Annotated in this window: 17 protein-coding genes; 11 read left to right on the top strand and 6 right to left on the bottom strand. The window is 59.3% G+C overall.

Annotated features, from left to right (window positions below; genetic code table 11):
* The first annotated feature begins 6 nt into the window (after positions 1-6).
* Genes rfaF through SSARUM_RS23450 form a run of 5 tightly spaced genes read left to right on the top strand, consistent with a single transcriptional unit; the run spans position 7 to position 5,428 of the window.
* Positions 7-1,053 carry an ADP-heptose--LPS heptosyltransferase RfaF gene (gene rfaF, locus SSARUM_RS23430; protein WP_033649730.1) on the top strand — a complete coding sequence of 349 codons (1,047 nt, stop codon included), beginning with the start codon at positions 7-9 and terminating at the stop codon, positions 1,051-1,053.
* Positions 1,054-1,055: 2 nt separating this feature from the next.
* Positions 1,056-2,021, top strand: coding sequence for a lipopolysaccharide heptosyltransferase RfaC (gene rfaC / locus SSARUM_RS23435; protein WP_033636464.1), 966 nt, complete (start codon positions 1,056-1,058; stop codon positions 2,019-2,021).
* Positions 2,018-3,184 carry a glycosyltransferase gene (locus SSARUM_RS23440; RefSeq protein ID WP_060431277.1) on the top strand — a complete coding sequence of 389 codons (1,167 nt, stop codon included), beginning with the start codon at positions 2,018-2,020 and terminating at the stop codon, positions 3,182-3,184. The genes rfaC and SSARUM_RS23440 overlap by 4 nt, the downstream gene beginning before the upstream one ends.
* 28 nt (positions 3,185-3,212) lie before the next feature.
* Positions 3,213-4,454, top strand: coding sequence for an O-antigen ligase family protein (locus SSARUM_RS23445; RefSeq protein WP_033649733.1), 1,242 nt, complete (start codon positions 3,213-3,215; stop codon positions 4,452-4,454).
* Positions 4,451-5,428 carry a glycosyltransferase family 2 protein gene (locus SSARUM_RS23450; RefSeq protein ID WP_060420228.1) on the top strand — a complete coding sequence of 326 codons (978 nt, stop codon included), beginning with the start codon at positions 4,451-4,453 and terminating at the stop codon, positions 5,426-5,428. The genes SSARUM_RS23445 and SSARUM_RS23450 overlap by 4 nt, the downstream gene beginning before the upstream one ends.
* Positions 5,429-5,464: 36 nt before the next feature.
* Here SSARUM_RS23450 and SSARUM_RS23455 read toward each other — a convergent pair whose 3' ends face one another.
* Positions 5,465-6,559 (bottom strand): glycosyltransferase family 9 protein, encoded by a 1,095-nt coding sequence (locus tag SSARUM_RS23455; protein WP_033636468.1) that lies wholly within the window; start codon positions 6,557-6,559, stop codon positions 5,465-5,467.
* Positions 6,560-6,567: 8 nt separating this feature from the next.
* A complete protein-coding gene (locus tag SSARUM_RS23460) occupies positions 6,568-7,524 on the bottom strand; it encodes a polysaccharide deacetylase family protein (RefSeq protein ID WP_033649735.1) in 957 nt (318 codons plus the stop codon).
* 210 nt (positions 7,525-7,734) lie between these two features.
* Here SSARUM_RS23460 and rfaQ point away from each other — a divergent pair, with 210 nt between their 5' ends.
* From rfaQ to SSARUM_RS23475, 3 genes are read left to right on the top strand one after another with little or no spacing between them, the layout of a single operon-like run.
* Complete coding sequence (gene rfaQ, locus SSARUM_RS23465) at positions 7,735-8,817, top strand: putative lipopolysaccharide heptosyltransferase III (RefSeq protein WP_033649736.1); 1,083 nt, start codon at positions 7,735-7,737, stop codon at positions 8,815-8,817.
* Positions 8,814-9,941: a glycosyltransferase family 4 protein gene (locus SSARUM_RS23470; RefSeq protein ID WP_033649737.1), complete on the top strand. Its 1,128-nt coding sequence runs from the start codon at positions 8,814-8,816 to the stop codon at positions 9,939-9,941. The genes rfaQ and SSARUM_RS23470 overlap by 4 nt, the downstream gene beginning before the upstream one ends.
* 2 nt (positions 9,942-9,943) lie before the next feature.
* On the top strand, positions 9,944-11,044 hold the full coding sequence (locus tag SSARUM_RS23475; RefSeq protein ID WP_033649738.1) for a glycosyltransferase: 1,101 nt from the start codon (positions 9,944-9,946) through the stop codon (positions 11,042-11,044).
* A 44-nt stretch (positions 11,045-11,088) separates the two neighbouring features.
* On the opposite strand, the gene SSARUM_RS23480 is transcribed toward SSARUM_RS23475, so the two are convergent.
* Positions 11,089-12,102 carry a glycosyltransferase family 9 protein gene (locus SSARUM_RS23480; RefSeq protein ID WP_060431279.1) on the bottom strand — a complete coding sequence of 338 codons (1,014 nt, stop codon included), beginning with the start codon at positions 12,100-12,102 and terminating at the stop codon, positions 11,089-11,091.
* Between the two features lie 125 nt (positions 12,103-12,227).
* On the opposite strand from SSARUM_RS23480, the gene waaA reads away from it, so the two are divergent.
* The 3 genes from waaA to coaD are packed head-to-tail and all read left to right on the top strand — an operon-like array spanning position 12,228 to position 14,768.
* The gene (waaA, locus tag SSARUM_RS23485) at positions 12,228-13,505 is read left to right on the top strand and encodes a lipid IV(A) 3-deoxy-D-manno-octulosonic acid transferase (RefSeq protein WP_025304695.1); all 1,278 of its coding nucleotides are present in this window, start codon (positions 12,228-12,230) and stop codon (positions 13,503-13,505) included.
* Positions 13,506-14,279 (top strand): glycosyltransferase family 2 protein, encoded by a 774-nt coding sequence (locus tag SSARUM_RS23490; RefSeq protein ID WP_041037400.1) that lies wholly within the window; start codon positions 13,506-13,508, stop codon positions 14,277-14,279.
* A gap of 3 nt (positions 14,280-14,282) precedes the next feature.
* On the top strand, positions 14,283-14,768 hold the full coding sequence (coaD, locus tag SSARUM_RS23495; protein WP_004931181.1) for a pantetheine-phosphate adenylyltransferase: 486 nt from the start codon (positions 14,283-14,285) through the stop codon (positions 14,766-14,768).
* 3 nt (positions 14,769-14,771) lie between these two features.
* Here coaD and mutM read toward each other — a convergent pair whose 3' ends face one another.
* From mutM to rpmB, 3 genes are all read right to left on the bottom strand, one after another.
* Positions 14,772-15,587: a bifunctional DNA-formamidopyrimidine glycosylase/DNA-(apurinic or apyrimidinic site) lyase gene (gene mutM, locus SSARUM_RS23500; RefSeq protein ID WP_033649742.1), complete on the bottom strand. Its 816-nt coding sequence runs from the start codon at positions 15,585-15,587 to the stop codon at positions 14,772-14,774.
* Positions 15,588-15,668: 81 nt separating this feature from the next.
* Positions 15,669-15,836 carry a 50S ribosomal protein L33 gene (rpmG, locus tag SSARUM_RS23505; RefSeq protein ID WP_002442576.1) on the bottom strand — a complete coding sequence of 56 codons (168 nt, stop codon included), beginning with the start codon at positions 15,834-15,836 and terminating at the stop codon, positions 15,669-15,671.
* An 11-nt stretch (positions 15,837-15,847) separates the two neighbouring features.
* Positions 15,848-16,084, bottom strand: coding sequence for a 50S ribosomal protein L28 (rpmB, locus tag SSARUM_RS23510; RefSeq protein ID WP_004931195.1), 237 nt, complete (start codon positions 16,082-16,084; stop codon positions 15,848-15,850).
* Positions 16,085-16,215: the final 131 nt, after the last annotated feature.

The raw sequence follows: 16,215 nt of genomic DNA on the forward strand, positions 1-16,215 counted from the left end.
CTGGGTATGAAAATACTGGTTATCGGCCCTTCTTGGGTTGGCGACATGATGATGTCGCAAAGTCTCTATCGCACCCTGAAGGCCGAATACCCGTCGGCGGAGATCGATGTGATGGCGCCGGCCTGGTGCCGCCCGCTGCTGGCGCGCATGCCGGAAGTCAATCAGGCGCTGGCGATGCCGCTGGGCCACGGCGCGCTGGGGCTCGGCGAGCGCCGCCGCCTGGGGCGCGCCCTGCGCGCCAACCGTTACGATCGCGCTTACGTTCTACCCAACTCGTTCAAATCCGCGCTGGTGCCCTTCTTCGCCGATATCCCGCAGCGCACCGGCTGGCGGGGCGAAATGCGTTACGGCCTGCTGAACGACGTCCGCGTGCTCGACAAGGCGGCCTTCCCGCTGATGGTGCAACGCTACGTGGCGCTGGCCTATGACAAAGGCCGCATTCAGCGCGCCGACGATCTGCCGCAGCCGCTGCTGTGGCCACAGCTGCAGGTGAGCGACGAAGAGATCGCCGACACCACCGCAGCCTTCAACCTGACCGACAGCCGGCCGATCGTCGGCTTCTGCCCGGGCGCGGAGTTCGGCCCCGCCAAACGCTGGCCGCACTATCACTACGCGACGCTGGCTCAGCGGCTGATCGAGAACGGCTATCAGATCGCGCTGTTCGGCTCGGCGAAAGATCACGAGGCCGGCGAACAGATCCGCGCCGCGCTGCAGGAAGACGCCCGCGATTTCTGCCTTAACCTGGCCGGAAAAACCCAGCTGGAGCAGGCGGTGATCCTGATCGCGGCCTGCCGGGCGGTGGTCAGCAACGACTCCGGTTTAATGCACGTTGCCGCAGCGTTGAACAAACCGCTGATAGCCTTGTACGGCCCAAGCAGCCCCGACTTCACGCCGCCGCTCTCCGACAAGGCGCGGGTAATTCGCCTGATCAGCGGCTACCACAAGGTGCGCAAGGGCGATGCCGAGCAGGGATACCACCAAAGTTTGATCGATATTCAGCCGCAGCAAGTATTGGATGCGCTGACGCCGCTACTTGTCGCCAGCGAGGAATAGTCATGCAGGTGTTAATCGTAAAAACCTCCTCAATGGGGGACGTACTGCATACGCTGCCCGCCCTGACCGACGCGCTGCAGGCCATTCCCGATATCCGCTTCGACTGGGTGGTGGAAGAAGGTTTCAGCCAAATCCCGACCTGGCACCCGGCGGTGGATCGCGTGATCCCGGTGGCCATTCGCCGCTGGCGCAAGAACTGGTTCGGCAACGACACCCGGCAACAGCGCTGCGACTTCAAGCGCGCGCTGCAAGAACGCCGTTATGACGTAGTGATCGACGCGCAGGGCCTGATCAAAAGCGCCGCGCTGATCACGCGCATCGCCAAAGGCAATAAACATGGCCTGGACTGCAAGAGCGCGCGCGAGCCGTTCGCCAGCTGGTTCTACAACGTGCGCCATGAGATAGACAAGCAGCAGCACGCGGTGGAACGCACGCGCGAACTGTTCGCCAAAAGCCTTGGCTACGATAAACCGGGCAGCTACGGCGATTACGCCATCGCCGCGCGCTTTCTCAGCAGCCCGCCGGCCGATGCCGGGCGGTATTTGGTGTTTTTGCACGCGACGACGCGTGACGACAAGCACTGGCCGGAGCAAAACTGGCGCGAGCTGATCGCGCTGACGGCGGACAGCGGGTTGAAGATCAAACTGCCGTGGGGTGCAGAGCATGAACATCAGCGCGCGCTGCGCTTGGCGGAAGGTTTTTCACATGTCGAAGTGCTGCCGAAGCTCAGCCTGCAGCAGGTGGCCGAGGTGCTGGCCGGCGCCAAGGGCGTGGTCTCGGTCGACACCGGGCTCAGCCATTTGACCGCCGCGCTCGACAAACCGAACATCACGCTGTTCGGGCCGACCGATCCCGGCCTGATCGGCGGCTACGGGCAAAATCAGCACTCGTTGATTTCGCCGGAAAAAAGCATGGCGACAATCGACGCCGATACGGCATGGCAGGCGTTGCAAAAGGTTATAGCATGAAAAAACTGCACATTATCAACCTGGGTAAAATGGGCGGCGTCGAACGCCTGTTCCTGCAGTACATCAACGATACCACCGACGGCAGCAACAAGGTCTTGTGCATCAGCGGCGACATTGGCGAAGAAATCCGCCGCCAGTTGCCTGCGCATCAGCCCGTCACCTTCGCCAACCGCCTGATCAATGCGCTGCCGTTGCGCTGCCCGCAGTTCCTGCGCAAATTTTTGCTGAAGTGGAAAATCGAGCGGGCGAACGCCGACGTGGTGATCGTCTGGGACCTGGTGCCGGGGCTGGCGGCCAAACCCAAGCGCGGCAAGCTGGTTTACTACGATCACGGCTGCTCCTGGCGTTACCCCAAGAATAAAAAGACGCTGCGTTTCTTCGCCATGCTGGGCGGCGTCATTTCCGCCTCACACGCGTCGAAGCGGGTGATGGAGCTGCGCTTTAATCTGCCTTGCCCAAATCACGTGGTGATCAACCGCATCAAAACACCGGCGGGGATCGATACTGCGCCGAAAACCCTGTCGCAGCCGGTCAGGATCGGCACTGCCTCACGCCTGGTCAGCCTGAAAGGCATCAGCGTGTCATTATTGATGATGCAGGAACTGCTGCGGCGCGGGCATGACGTCACGCTGGAAGTGGCCGGCAAAGGGCCGGATCGCGCGGCGTTCGAGGCGCTGGCGGCCCGGCTACAGCTCGGCGATCGCGTCACCTTCAGCGGTTATCAGGATGACGTCGCCGGCTTCTTCAATCGCACGCACATCTACATGAGCACGCCGATCACCGAGCCGTTCGGCTTGTCCTGCATGGAATCGCTCTATTTCGGCGTGCCGGTCATCTTCCCGCAGGTTGACGGCCAGCCGGAAGCGGTGAAAGACGGGGTCTGCGGCATTGGCCTGACGCCGTCGGTCACCATCGAACAACACCGGCAGCTCACCGATATCGAGGTCGACTTCCCGCATGAGGTCTACGATCCGTTGACCGACAGCCTGGTCGCGCCCAAGCTGCTGTCGCATATCGATTGTGCGGATGCCGTTGAGAAATTGCTGGAGCGAGAAACCTACCAGACTCTGAGCCGAAATGCGCAGCGCTATCCTGCGGAACATTTTAACTATGCTCAGTTCAAAGTTGAATTCGACGACACGCTGCGATCCTTTATCGCTTAATTGAAACGTGAGCCGGAAAATACGCCCGATGCTAAAACACAGAACGCCGCACCCTGCCTTCAGCTATCTGATCTATCTGGGGTGCGCCATCGCTTTTTGCACCATTCCTTTCGGTTCCGCGACCGGACGCAATCTGTTTTACGTTTCCAGCTACATCGCCTTTATCGCCGTTTGCCTGTACCCGCGCTACTACTTCAGCAACGTTAGAAACCTGCTGCTGCCCGCGCTGATGTTCAGCGTGGGCATGGGAACCATCCTCTGGATGCATCACTTCAAACAGCCGGGTGAGTACATCAATATTTATCGCTCTTATATGTCGACCGGCAAACTGCAGCTCGCGACCGCTTTCATCTTGCTGATTGCGCTCAATGAGCGGTTGTGCGTACAGCGCCTGCTGATCGTTGTGGCTCTCGCCACCGGTCTGGCGATCAACGGTTATTCCCTCTATCAGGGGCTGCGTCTGGATATCCCGCGCGTAGAGCTCAACTTCGATCGCGCCACGGTCGCCGCCTATCTGATGACCGCCATCGATCTGGTCATGATGCAAGCCATCCTGATGCTGCGCACCCGCTACCGCCTGGTGTTGTACATTGCGGCATTCCTGCTGTCCTTCTCTGCGCTGGTGCTCACCGGCACGCGCGCGGCCATGTTGGTCTATCCGGTGGCGGTCTGCCTGTCGCTGCTGGCCACCAAGCAGTTGGTTTCCAGAAAACACAAGCTTGCGTTGGTGGCCTCGGTACCGCTGCTGCTCGTAGCCTGCGGCCTGGTGTTTAAACCGCAGATAGAAGAACGCATTCAGGCTTTTGAGACCGACATGCGCCTGATGGACCAGCCGCAGACTGAAAACTCCATCATTTCCCGGCTGTCGATGCAAACGCTGGCATGGCATACCGGGTCACAAGCCCCGTGGGGCCAATCCGCCGAACAGCGCGGCGAAGAGATCCGTGCGATGGTCGCACAGCAACCCCGCCTGTCTGGCGTCATGCCCTACATCAACGTCCACCTGCACAACGAGCTGCTGGAAACTTACTCGCTCAAGGGCGTCTGGGGTGTACTGCTGCTGCTGGCGCTGTATGTCAGCCTGTTTTTCTCTTCCTTCCGGCCACAGCGCAACGCGCTGCTGCTGAGCGTCAGCGCCAGCCTGTTCGTTTACGGCCTGAGCGACGTCATCTTCTTCAGCACGGAAGGTACCGCCATGTTCGGCCTGGCGCTGATCGCCGCCGTTCTTTCCGTCACGAAACAGCCCCCTGTTCAGGAGCCCACCCCGTGAATCCTCAGCAGCCGCTGCTCAGCGTTATCGTGCCGTTTTATAATAACGAAGCGTTCGTTATCGCTGCGCTGGATTCGTTATTTGCACAGATTAGCGACGATATCGAGGTGGTGATCATCGACGATGGCTCCACCGACGCCTCCGGCGCACTGGTCAGCCAATATCTGGCGCAGCGGCGGCACCCGCGCGTGGTCTTTACTTCACAGGCCAACGGCGGCATTGCGCACGCCCGCAACGTCGGCTTACGTCTGGCCACCGGACGCTATATCACCTTCCTCGACGGCGACGATCTGCTGAGCGACGACTATCTAGCGATCCTGCGCCCCCAGCTTACCGCCGGTGAATATGATCTGATCGATTTTAATTATCAGAAGTTCACCGAGCATCCGCCGACACCGGATAACCGCGCGGCGCGGCCCGTAGCCTACGACTTTTCACAATTGGGGCTGGGCAGCCTGCAATCGCTTTTCGAACGCTCGATGTGGCATCTCTGGAGCCGGGTATATAAACGCACGCTGCTGGCAGGGGAAGCGTTCGAAGAAGGCAGGCGCTACGAAGACGTAATTTTTACGCCTTTTCAGTATTTCAAAACTCGCCGCATCGCCCATCTTGACGGCGAACTCTACTTCTATCGGGACAACAGCCAGGGCATCACCCGCAATATCAAACCCAAAGATATTGAAGATATGTTGTTCGCCATGGAGAAGATGCTGCGTTTTGTGGCGCAGCATCCCGGGGATGAGCCGCTGCGCCGGTTGGCCGCCCTGATGCTGGCCAACTGCTTTTCCGAGGTGAAAAGCATGTCGAAGGCGGTCTACGGCTATTACCATTACGCGCCGGCAACGCTGCACATCCTGCGCCGCGCCGCCGACGTCTGCCGCAACAGCGACGTGCCGGGCAAAAAAGTCCGCCAGATGCGCTATGCGCGAGTGGATACCTTTCTTTCTAAGCTGCGCGGGCGCAGGCCGCGCTAACCGCATCGGCCTGGCGGCCGATGGGTCGTCTCGCCTTTAGCGCGCTAAAGGCACGTGTGCGACCAGCTCGTCATAAATCCGCTGCGGTTGGATGACCCCCATCGGGCTTTCCGCCTCCAGCGGCATCGTATAACCGGTACGCGACACCTGAATGATGCGGTGCAGTTCAGCATCCTGAATCGGCCCGGTGGAGCGTGAGTCGGCGGTCACGAACAGGCTGATAGTTTTCACCTTCAACGCCACCGCCAGGTGCAGCGGCCCGGTATCGCCGGTGACCAGAACATGGAAACTGTCGATCAACGTCAGCAAGCCTTGCAGCCCCGTTTTACCGATCTGGTTATCCACGCAGGCCTGCGTTTGCGGGCCGATCAGGCTCATAAACTGTTTGGCCTTGCCGTCGTCAAACGGTGCGCCAATCAGCACGATGCGTACATTAGGGTGCTTCGCCACCAGCTCATCGGCCAGCCGCGCATAGTGCGAAACCGGCCAGCAACGCGACTCCGTAGATGCCCCCAATTGAAACCCGATGGTGGGATGCTCGCTGCTTTTGACGCCGCGCTGATAATCCACGGGAATTTCCATCGTCGGATCGTCGCTGCGGCAGCCCAAAATGGAAATCAGCTCCAGCTTGCGGCGCACGAAGTGGCCGTAATAATGGAAGACATAGTTGGTCAGCCAAGGCTCCAGCCCGCAAATGCCCGAACTGTAGTTATCGCGGATAATGTACTTCGCCCCGGCCAGTACGGCGCTGATGATGTCATAAGGCAGGTGGGAGTGCAGAATCAGCGCCAAATCCGGCTGATGTTCGCGCAGCGATTTCAGCAACGGGCGGATCGTCTTGATCTTGCTGTCCCAATACACCACGCGATCGTAATAGCGGCCGTTTTCCACCAGCTCGCGGTTTTTCTTGTGCACCACCAGTGTGATGTGTGCGTTGGGGTAGCGTTCCCGCATCGCCCTCAATGCCGGCGTGTTGAACATGAAGTCGCCCAACGCCGTGGTGGAATAGATGACGATATTGTCAAACTGCTGGGCGCCGTCGAACGTCGTCTTATCCTGAAAACGACCGTACTTCGCCGTATAGCGCCGCAAGAACCAGTCGGCAACCTTGATTTTCCATTTTTTCGACATGTGCGTGCTTAATTCGCTTTAAGTTGATAATACTCGGCCAGCGTCATGCCCACCGTGCGCTGCTGCAGCCAGTCAAACAGCTGTTCCAGATCGCGGTACAGCACTTCGATATCCTGCTCGGTTTTGAACGTCGGGCTGCCGCCCGGCATAAACTCGGAGGAGTGCAGCATAAATTCGACGTAGTCATGCCCCTGCGCCAGCGACGCTTCAGCCACCCCTATCATCTTGGCCACGTTGCCGCCACTTGGCCGCAGCCAGTTGACGGACGGCGAACGCCGCTTGCCGCGCAGCCGATCATAACCTTGCTTGAACGCGTTCATCAGCGCCGAGTGCTTGTACTGAATGCTCATCGGCACTTCCAGCAGCGCCGAAGCGCCCGGTTTGGCAATGTTCTGCGGATCGATGAAATAGGCCTGCGACGGGAACCGGCTGTAATCGGTGCCGCCGTTGCCCTGCGGATTGCCCGGCGAAAACTGCCAGTTGACGCGCGGCGTCACCGAACAGTCCACCTGATAGCCATACTCCAGCAGCAGCGAGGCATAATATTCGTTGAACGCCCAGCGGCCGGCGCGATGGCTGAGCATTTTGGTCTGGAAGGCATCTTCCAGCAGCTTGGTCATGTGATCGACCTTGGCGCGGATCTGATCGGCGGGATACTCGATCAAATACGGTTTGTGGCGCCAGTCGTCGTCGGTGAGCGGCGTTAGCGGCGGGCTGTTCCAGGCGTGCAGGTGCATGCCGACTTCACCCGCGCCGCGGGCGATCACGTCACGCGCGAACTCGACGTAAGCCGGATCCATCGCCATTTCATAGTTGGTGAGATAAACCGGTTTGAAGGCGTATTTTTCGCACAATGCCTGAAAGCGCGGCAAGAAACGCGTGTTTTCGGTCGCGATGCGATCGTGGTTTTGCCACAGATTATCGCCTTCGGTATCAATGGTGATGAGAAACGCCGGTTTAGTCATGAATATCGAGCCTGATATCAACAGAATGCACTATGTTACGCAGCCCGTTTCGCCAGGGCAAACGACTTTGCTGCCTGGTTTGGACAACATTGAAACGCATTCGTCCCCGGCTCGGCGATTTTTTTGCGGCCCGGCAAGAAAACCTTGCAACAGTAGCCACATGCGATCGGGTCATTTAGAATCAAAGATTGGTTTCCCAGAAAGCGACTCATGATGAACGACGCGCCAGCCCCAACTTCCGCCCCATCCGTACAGCGTATTTTGATCATAAAACTGCGCCATCACGGCGATATGCTGCTGGTCACGCCGGTCATCAGCAGCCTGCGGCAAAACTACCCGCAGGCGCAGATCGATGTGCTGCTGTATCAGGAAACGCAGGAGATGCTGGCCAGTAATCCGGAACTGTCGACGCTGTTCGCCATCGACCGCCAATGGAAAAAACAGGGTGCCCGCGCACATCTGGGGCACGAGCTGGCGCTGCTGCGCCGCCTGAAGGCGCAGCGCTACGATCTGGTGGTCAACCTGGCCGATCAGTGGCGCAGCGCCATCCTCACGCGCCTGACCGGCGCGCGCATCCGTCTGGGCTTCGATTTCCCCAAACGCCGCGGCTTCCTGTGGCGCCACTGCCACACGCAGCTGGTGCCGGTCGACAATCACGCCCACCTGCATACCGTCGAACAAAACCTCTCGCTGCTGGCGCCGCTGAACCTGCCCGCGCTCAGTGATCATGTGACCATGAGTTACGATCCGCAGGATTGGCAGGCATGTGAGCAACGGTTACAGAAACAGGGCGTCACCGGCAGTTATATTGTGGTGCAGCCCACCTCGCGCTGGTTCTTCAAATGCTGGAGCGAAGAGAAAATGGCCGCCACCCTCACCGCCTTGCAGGCCGACGGCCACCAGCTGGTGATCACCTCCGGCCCCGACGCCAGAGAACAAGCCATGGTAGAGCGCATTTTGGCGCTCTGCCCGCCGCAGGGCGTGATTTCGTTAGCCGGCCAGCTGACGCTGCGCCAGTTGGCCGCCCTGATCGACCACGCCAAGCTGTTTATCGGCGTGGATTCGGTGCCGATGCACATGGCCGCCGCGCTGCACACGCCGTGCGTAGCGCTGTTCGGCCCTTCCAAGCTGACTTTCTGGCGGCCGTGGCAGGCTACCGGCGCCGTGATCTGGGCCGGCGACTTCGGCGAACTGCCCGATCCGGACGCCATCGATACCGGCACCGACGAACGGTATCTCGACCTTATTCCTACAGACGCGGTGATTGCAGCCGCGCGGAGCACGCTGGCATGAAAGCATTTCGTTTGGCGATCGTTCGCCAAAAATACCGCCCGGACGGCGGAGCCGAACGTTTCGTTTCCCGCGCCCTGGAGGCGCTGGAGCAACAGGATCTCGATCTGAACGTCATCACCCGCGAATGGCAGGGTGACGCCAATCCCAACTGGCATATCCACCTGTGCAACCCGCTAAAACTCGGCCGCATCAGCCGCGAACGGGGCTTCGCCGTGGCGGCCAGGGCGCTGTGGCAGAAAGAGCATTTTGATCTGGTGCAAAGCCACGAGCGCATTCCCGGCTGCGACATCTACCGCGCCGGCGACGGCGTACACCGCCGCTGGCTGCTGCAACGCGCGCGTCTGCTGCCGGAATGGCGCCGCAAATGGCTGTTCTCCAACCGTTATCACCGCTATGTGATGTGCGCCGAACGCGCCATGTATGCCGCACCGGAGCTGAAAGCCGTCATCTGCAACGCCGAGATGATCAAGCAGGAAATCATCGCGGACTTTGGCGTGCCCGCCGAAAAAATCACGGTGATCTATAACGCCATCGATAATCAAAAGTTCCCGCCCGCCGACGAGGCCCTGCGCCAACGTCTGCGCGAGCAGTATCAGATCCCGCAACAGGCGCACTGCCTGATCTTCGTCGGTTCCGGCTTTGAGCGCAAAGGGCTGGCGGCCGCCATCCGCGCCGTGGCAGCGACCGACAGCCACCTGTTGGTGGTCGGCAAAGACAAGGCCGAAAAACGCTACCGGGCGCTGGCACAGTCGCTGGGCTGCAGCGATCGGGTTCACTTTATGGGCGTGCAGAAGCAGACCTTGCCGTTTTATCAGGCCGCAGATGCGCTGCTGCTGCCGACGCTGTACGATCCGTTCCCGAATGTGATTCTGGAAGCGATGTCGTGCGGCCTGCCGGTTATCACCAGCACCACCTGCGGCGGCGCCGAGTTTATCACCCCCGGCCAGAACGGCTTCGTGACCGATGCGCTCGACGTACCGGCCATCGCGGAGGCCATTCGCGCGCTGCCGCGCCAGGCGCTGGGATCATCCATGGGCGAAGCGGCAAGATTGCGTATTATGCCGGCTACGCCGGCGCATCTGTCCGAACAGCTTATTTCCCTCTATAACCGGTTACTGGATTAGCTATGCGTATTCTGATGATCATCGACGGCCTGCCGGGAGGCGGCGCGGAAAAAGTGGTGCTGACCCTGTGCCAGGGCATGCAGCAACAGGGGCATGACGTCAGTCTGATCTCGCTGCGCGACGTCTGCAATTACCCTATCCCGCCGGGCATTGATTATCAGGTGGTGGCCGATCGCAGCCGCGCCCCCTGGCGCAAGCTGACCGAGCTGTCGCGCCGCGCCGGCGCGCTGGATCGGGCGATAGCCGAACACGAGCGCCAACACGGCGCGTTCGATCTGGTGTTCTCCAACCTGCATAAAACCGATCGCATCGTCAGCCGCAGCAAGCGGTTGGCCGCGGATCGCCTGTGGTTCTGCATTCACGGCATTCTCTCCACCTCCTACCTCGGCCACCGCAAGGGCCTGGATCGCTGGCTGAAGCAACGCAAAATCGCCAACGTTTACCAGGGAAGAAACATCGTCGCCGTTTCACGGGCGGTCGGCGACGATCTGCAGCAGAACTTGCCGATCCGCCCGCGCCGGCTGGCGGTCATCAACAACCCGTTCGATATCGACGCCATCCAGCAACAGGCGGCGATGCCTTGCGAACTGGCCGGCCAGGACTATCTGGTGCACGTCGGCCGCTTTCACGCCACCAAGCGGCATGACCGCCTGCTGAAAGCCTATGCGCACTCCGGCATTCAGGCGCCGCTGGCCTTAATCGGCGCCGGGGACGACGCCAGAGTCGCCGAGGTCAAACGTCTGGCGACAGACCTGGGCATTGCAGAGCGCGTGCTGTTTCTCGGTTTCCAGGCTAATCCCTACCCGTTTATTCGCCATGCCTCGCTGCTGGTGCTCAGCTCCGACAGCGAAGGGTTTGGCAACGTGCTGGTAGAATCGCTGCTGTGCGGCACACCGGTGGTCAGCACTCGTTGTCCGGGTGGCCCTGCGGAAATTCTGGAAAAAGCCGGCATGGCTAACGCGCTGGCGGAATTAAACGAAGCGTCGCTGGCAGAAAAAATGGCGGAGATTTACGCCAATCCGCCGCAGATAAATCAACAGCAATTGCTGAGCTATGGGCTTGAGCCTATTTGCCGCCAATATCTGGAACTGGAAAGAAAATAATAAAGAATGAAATAAGGCAGGGGATGCCTGCCTTATTTTCTTCGCTAGCTGAGCGCCTGCATTTTCTGCCAAACCTCATCGACAGAAACATCCTCACAGTGCCCCGACTCACTTTGCAAAATATGATGACGGCCGGTCCATGGATGCCAGGAGGCTTTATCGGTATCGCCAAAGAACACTACCATGTCCTTATTCAACGCGGCGGCAAGATGCATCTGCCCACCGTCGCTGCACAGCACCCGGTCGCATAAATCAAACCCGCCCAACAGCTCACGCACCGACGCCGTCGGATAAAGCGCGACGCGTTCGTTTTGACACAGCGCCAGCAGCTGTTCGGCGCGCTGCTGGTCGCCGATGTCGTCCGGCGCCAGCGTGCCCTGCGGCGACCAGAAGATCAGCACGCCGGTGTGGGGATCGGCAACCAGACGGTTGATGATTTCGGCATAGCGTTCAACCGGCCAACGCCTTTTCGGGCTGCGGCTGCTGATATGCACGGCGCATACCCGTTCGACCGGCGGCAGACGCTCCTGCAGCCGTTGCGCCGCCAATTGCCGCTCTTCAGGCGTCAGAAACACCCGCACCGGCGGGATCAGAATGGATTGATCGGTTATCGCCGATAAATAGCTGTAGGTATGTTCGACCTGATGTTGACCGTTGAAATCGTCCTTGCGGAACGGGCGATGAATATCTTTCGTGCCCAAATCAGCGCCGATGATATGGGTGGCGCCAGCCATTTTCGCTAAACGTAAACTGTATTTGCAAGGCACCGGGTTGGCCAGAATGACCGCATCGAATTTTATTTTGCGCAGCTTCAGGAAGATCATCAGACGCTCGAAATAAACGCCCAGCGTGGTCTCATTTTTCGCCTTGTGCTTGGCCTTTTTATAGACAAAGACTTTCTCGAGATGAGGGTTGTTTTTAACGACGTCCTGGCTGACTTTATTGATCAGCAGATAAACTTTTGCGTCCGGATAGGCAATTTTCACCCCTTCAATCAAGGGCGTGGTGCAAACAAGATCGCCGATGTTATCGCGGCGAATAATTAAAATATTCTTCATTCCGAGCCTGTCGGCGAAATCGCTCGCCGGTTGTCTGAAACTGACACCCAAGGTTACCAAATTAGCGCCTTTCCCTTCCAGTTATGGTACTATTCCGAATAACCCATATAAATGAAATTGATAGAATGTTGCTGCGTTTATATCAGGTACTACTCTACCTCATCCAACCCCTGATCTGGCTCCGCTTACTGCTGCGCAGCCGCAAAGCTCCAGCCTACCGTAAACGCTGGGCGGAACGCTATGGCTTCTGCGCCGGAAAAGTCGTGCCAGGCGGCATCATGCTGCATTCCGTCTCCGTCGGCGAAACGCTGGCGGCCATCCCGCTGGTGCGGGCGCTGCGCCATCGTTACCCCGCTTTGCCGATAACTGTGACCACAATGACCCCAACAGGTTCAGAACGCGTCCAGTCCGCTTTCGGCAAAGACGTGCATCATGTCTATCTGCCCTACGATCTGCCCGGCTCCATGAACCGCTTCCTCGATCAGGTGAATCCCAAGCTGGTGATCATCATGGAAACCGAGCTGTGGCCCAACCTGATCAACGCGCTGCATCAGCGGCAGATCCCCCTGGTGATCGCCAATGCGCGCCTGTCGGCCCGCTCCGCCGCCGGCTATAAGAAAATTGGCGGATTCATGCGCGATATGCTGCGCCGCATCACGCTGATCGCCGCCCAAAACCAGGAAGACGGCGATCGGTTTATCGAGCTGGGCCTGAAGCGCTCTCAGCTGGCCGTGACCGGCAGCCTGAAGTTCGATATCTCCGTCACCCCGGAGCTGGCCGCCCGCGCCGTTACGCTGCGCCGCCAATGGGCGCCGCGCCGCCCGGTGTGGATCGCCACCAGTACCCATGACGGGGAAGAAACCATCCTGCTGGAAGCGCACCGCAAACTGCTGGAAAAACACCCCGATCTGCTGCTGATCCTGGTGCCGCGTCACCCGGAGCGCTTCCCGACCGCCAAGGAGCTGGTGCAGAAAGCCGGCTTCAGCTACACCCTGCGCAGCAGCGGCGAAATTCCGTCCGGCAGCACCCAGGTGGTGATCGGCGATACCATGGGCGAGCTGATGCTGCTGTACGGCATCGCCGATCTGGCCTTTGTCGGCGGCAGCCTGGTGGAACGCGGCGGACATAACCCGCTGGAAGCCGCCGCGCATGCCATCCCGGTGTTGATGGGCCCGCATACCTTCAACTTCAAAGACATCTGCGCCAAGCTTTCGCAGGCCGAAGGCCTGATCACTGTGACCGACGTGGATTCGCTGGTGAAGGAAGTGGAAACCCTGCTGACCGACGAAGACTACCGCCGCTACTACGGCCGCCATGCGGTGGAAGTGCTGTATCAGAATCAGGGAGCGTTGCAGCGCCTGCTGCAGCTGCTGGAACCGCACCTGCCGCCCCGGAGCCACTAAATGAGCAGCCGCAAAAGCCTGTCGGTGGTGATGATCGCCAAAAACGAAGCCGGGCTGTTGCCGGACTGTCTGCGTTCGGTCGAGTGGGCCGATGAAATCATCGTGCTGGACTCCGGCAGCGAGGACGACAGCGTCGCCATCGCCGAAAGCCTGGGCGCCAAAGTCTTCACGCACACCGACTGGCAAGGGTTCGGCAAGCAGCGCCAGCTGGCGCAAAGCTACGCCAGCCATGACTACGTTTTGATGATCGACGCCGACGAACGCGTCACGCCCGAGCTGCGGCAATCCATCGAACGGGTGTTGAACGCGCCGGACGACGGCGCCGTCTACAGCTGTGCGCGGCGCAATCTGTTCCTTGGCCGCTTCATGCGCCACAGCGGCTGGTATCCCGACCGCGTCAACCGCCTGTACGCCAACCGACGCTATCGCTATAACGACGATCTGGTGCACGAATCGCTGAACATCGGCGGCGCCAAAGTGATCCCCCTCAGCGGCGATATGCTGCACCTGACCTGCCGCGATTTCTTCGCCTTCCAGCGTAAACAGCTGCGCTACGCCGAAGAATGGGCTACGCAACGCCACCGGGCCGGCAAGCGTTGCGGCTACCTGTCTATCCTGACCCACACGCTCGGCGCCTTCGTCAAAACCTGGCTGCTGCGGGCCGGCTTCCTCGACGGTAAACAGGGGTTGCTGTTAGCGGTGGTCAACGCGCAATATACCTTCAATAAATATGCCGCATTATGGGCATTGGGCCGCAACTACTCAGAGAAGTGAATCATGACCAGCAAAGCCATCTATCCCGGGACCTTCGATCCCATGACCAACGGCCACCTGGATTTAGTGACGCGCGCGTCACTGATGTTCGATCACGTGATTCTGGCCATCGCCGCCAGCCCGAGCAAAAAGCCGCTGTTCAGCCTGGATGAACGCGTGGCGTTGGCGACGCAGGTCACCTCGCATCTGGACAATGTGGAAGTGCTGGGCTTCAGCGAGCTGATGGCGCACTTTGCCGCTCACCAAAATGCCAATATCCTGGTGCGCGGCCTGCGTGCAGTGTCTGACTTTGAATACGAATTGCAGCTGGCGAACATGAACCGCCATTTGATGCCGACGCTAGAAAGCGTGTTCCTGATGCCTTCCGAAGAGTGGTCGTTCATCTCCTCCTCACTGGTGAAGGAGGTCGCCCGTCACGGCGGCGATATCGCGCCTTTCCTGCCTGACGTGGTCACCCAGGCACTGATGGCGAAGCTCGCCGCCGAGTGATGCTCAGCGCTGGCAGCGGCGGCAAAAGAAGGTGCTGCGCTGCCCGTGCTTGGCCGATTCGATCGGCGTACCGCACGCGCGGCACGGCTCTCCCGCCCGCCCGTAAACCTGCAGTTCCTGCGCGAAATACCCCGGTTTGCCGTCAGACTGCAAAAAGTCGCGCAATGTCGTGCCGCCCTGCTCGATAGAGCGCTGCAACACCGCCTTGATGGTCTGCGCCAGCAGCGCCGCTTCGGCTTTGCTCAAGGATCCCGCCGGACGATCGGGCAGGATCCCGGCGCTGAACAGCGATTCGCTGGCGTAAATATTGCCGACCCCAACCACCAGCTTGTTATCCATCAGCCACGGTTTGATCAGCGTGCGCTTATTGCGTGATTTTTCATACAGGTAGTCGCCGTTGAACGCTTCGCTCAGCGGTTCCGGCCCCAGATGCGCCAACACGCTGCTGGTCGCCAAATCTTCGCACCACAGCCAGGCGCCGAAACGGCGCGGATCGGTATAGCGCAGGATCATGCCGTTGCTGATCACCAGATCGACGTGGTCGTGTTTGCCGGCTTCATCTTCGTTTTCCTCGCGCAGCATGCGCAAGCTGCCCGACATGCCCAGGTGCACGATAATCCAACCGTTCTCCAGCTCGATCAGCAGGTATTTGGCCCGGCGCTGCACACTGAGCACAGGCCGATCGCTCAGCGTCAGGATCTGCTCGGAAACCGGCCAGCGCAGGCGCGCGTTGCGCACCACCGCATACTGAATGCTGTGGCCGACAAGATAAGGCTCTATACCGCGTCTGCTCGTCTCAACTTCCGGTAATTCAGGCATCTGGCTTCCCCTCCGACGTTTTCTACCCTTTATAAAACAAAAAACCCGGCCAAGGCCGGGTTTTTCATTAATCCACTAAAATTATTTAATTTTAGCTTCTTTGTATACTACGTGCTGACGGACAACTGGATCGAATTTCTTCAGTTCCAATTTTTCCGGCTTAGTACGCTTGTTCTTCGTGGTGGTATAGAAGTGACCAGTACCAGCAGAAGAAACCAGCTTGATCTTCTCGCGAACACCTTTAGCCATGATTCAGTTCCTTAATACTTCTCACCACGGGCACGCAGATCGGCCAGAACCGTCTCAATACCCTTCTTATCGATAACACGCATACCTTTAGCAGATACACGCAGAGTTACAAAGCGCTTCTCAGCCTCAACCCAAAAACGGTGTGAGTGCAGGTTAGGCAGAAAACGGCGTTTGGTCGCGTTCATTGCGTGGGAACGGTTGTTACCGCTCACCGGGCGCTTGCCAGTAACTTGGCAGACTCGGGACATGTCTATTCTCCAAAAATCAAATCAGCTCGAGCTTCGTATAGGGTATGGCCGCCTCGTCAGGCTTTTAGAGCCCATCTCAGCAAACTTCATACTGAGGAGACTCTCGTCATCAGGTAGAAACCACACATCAG

It is taken from the genome of Serratia sarumanii, from assembly GCF_029962605.1.
GTDB classification, from domain to species: domain Bacteria; phylum Pseudomonadota; class Gammaproteobacteria; order Enterobacterales; family Enterobacteriaceae; genus Serratia; species Serratia sarumanii.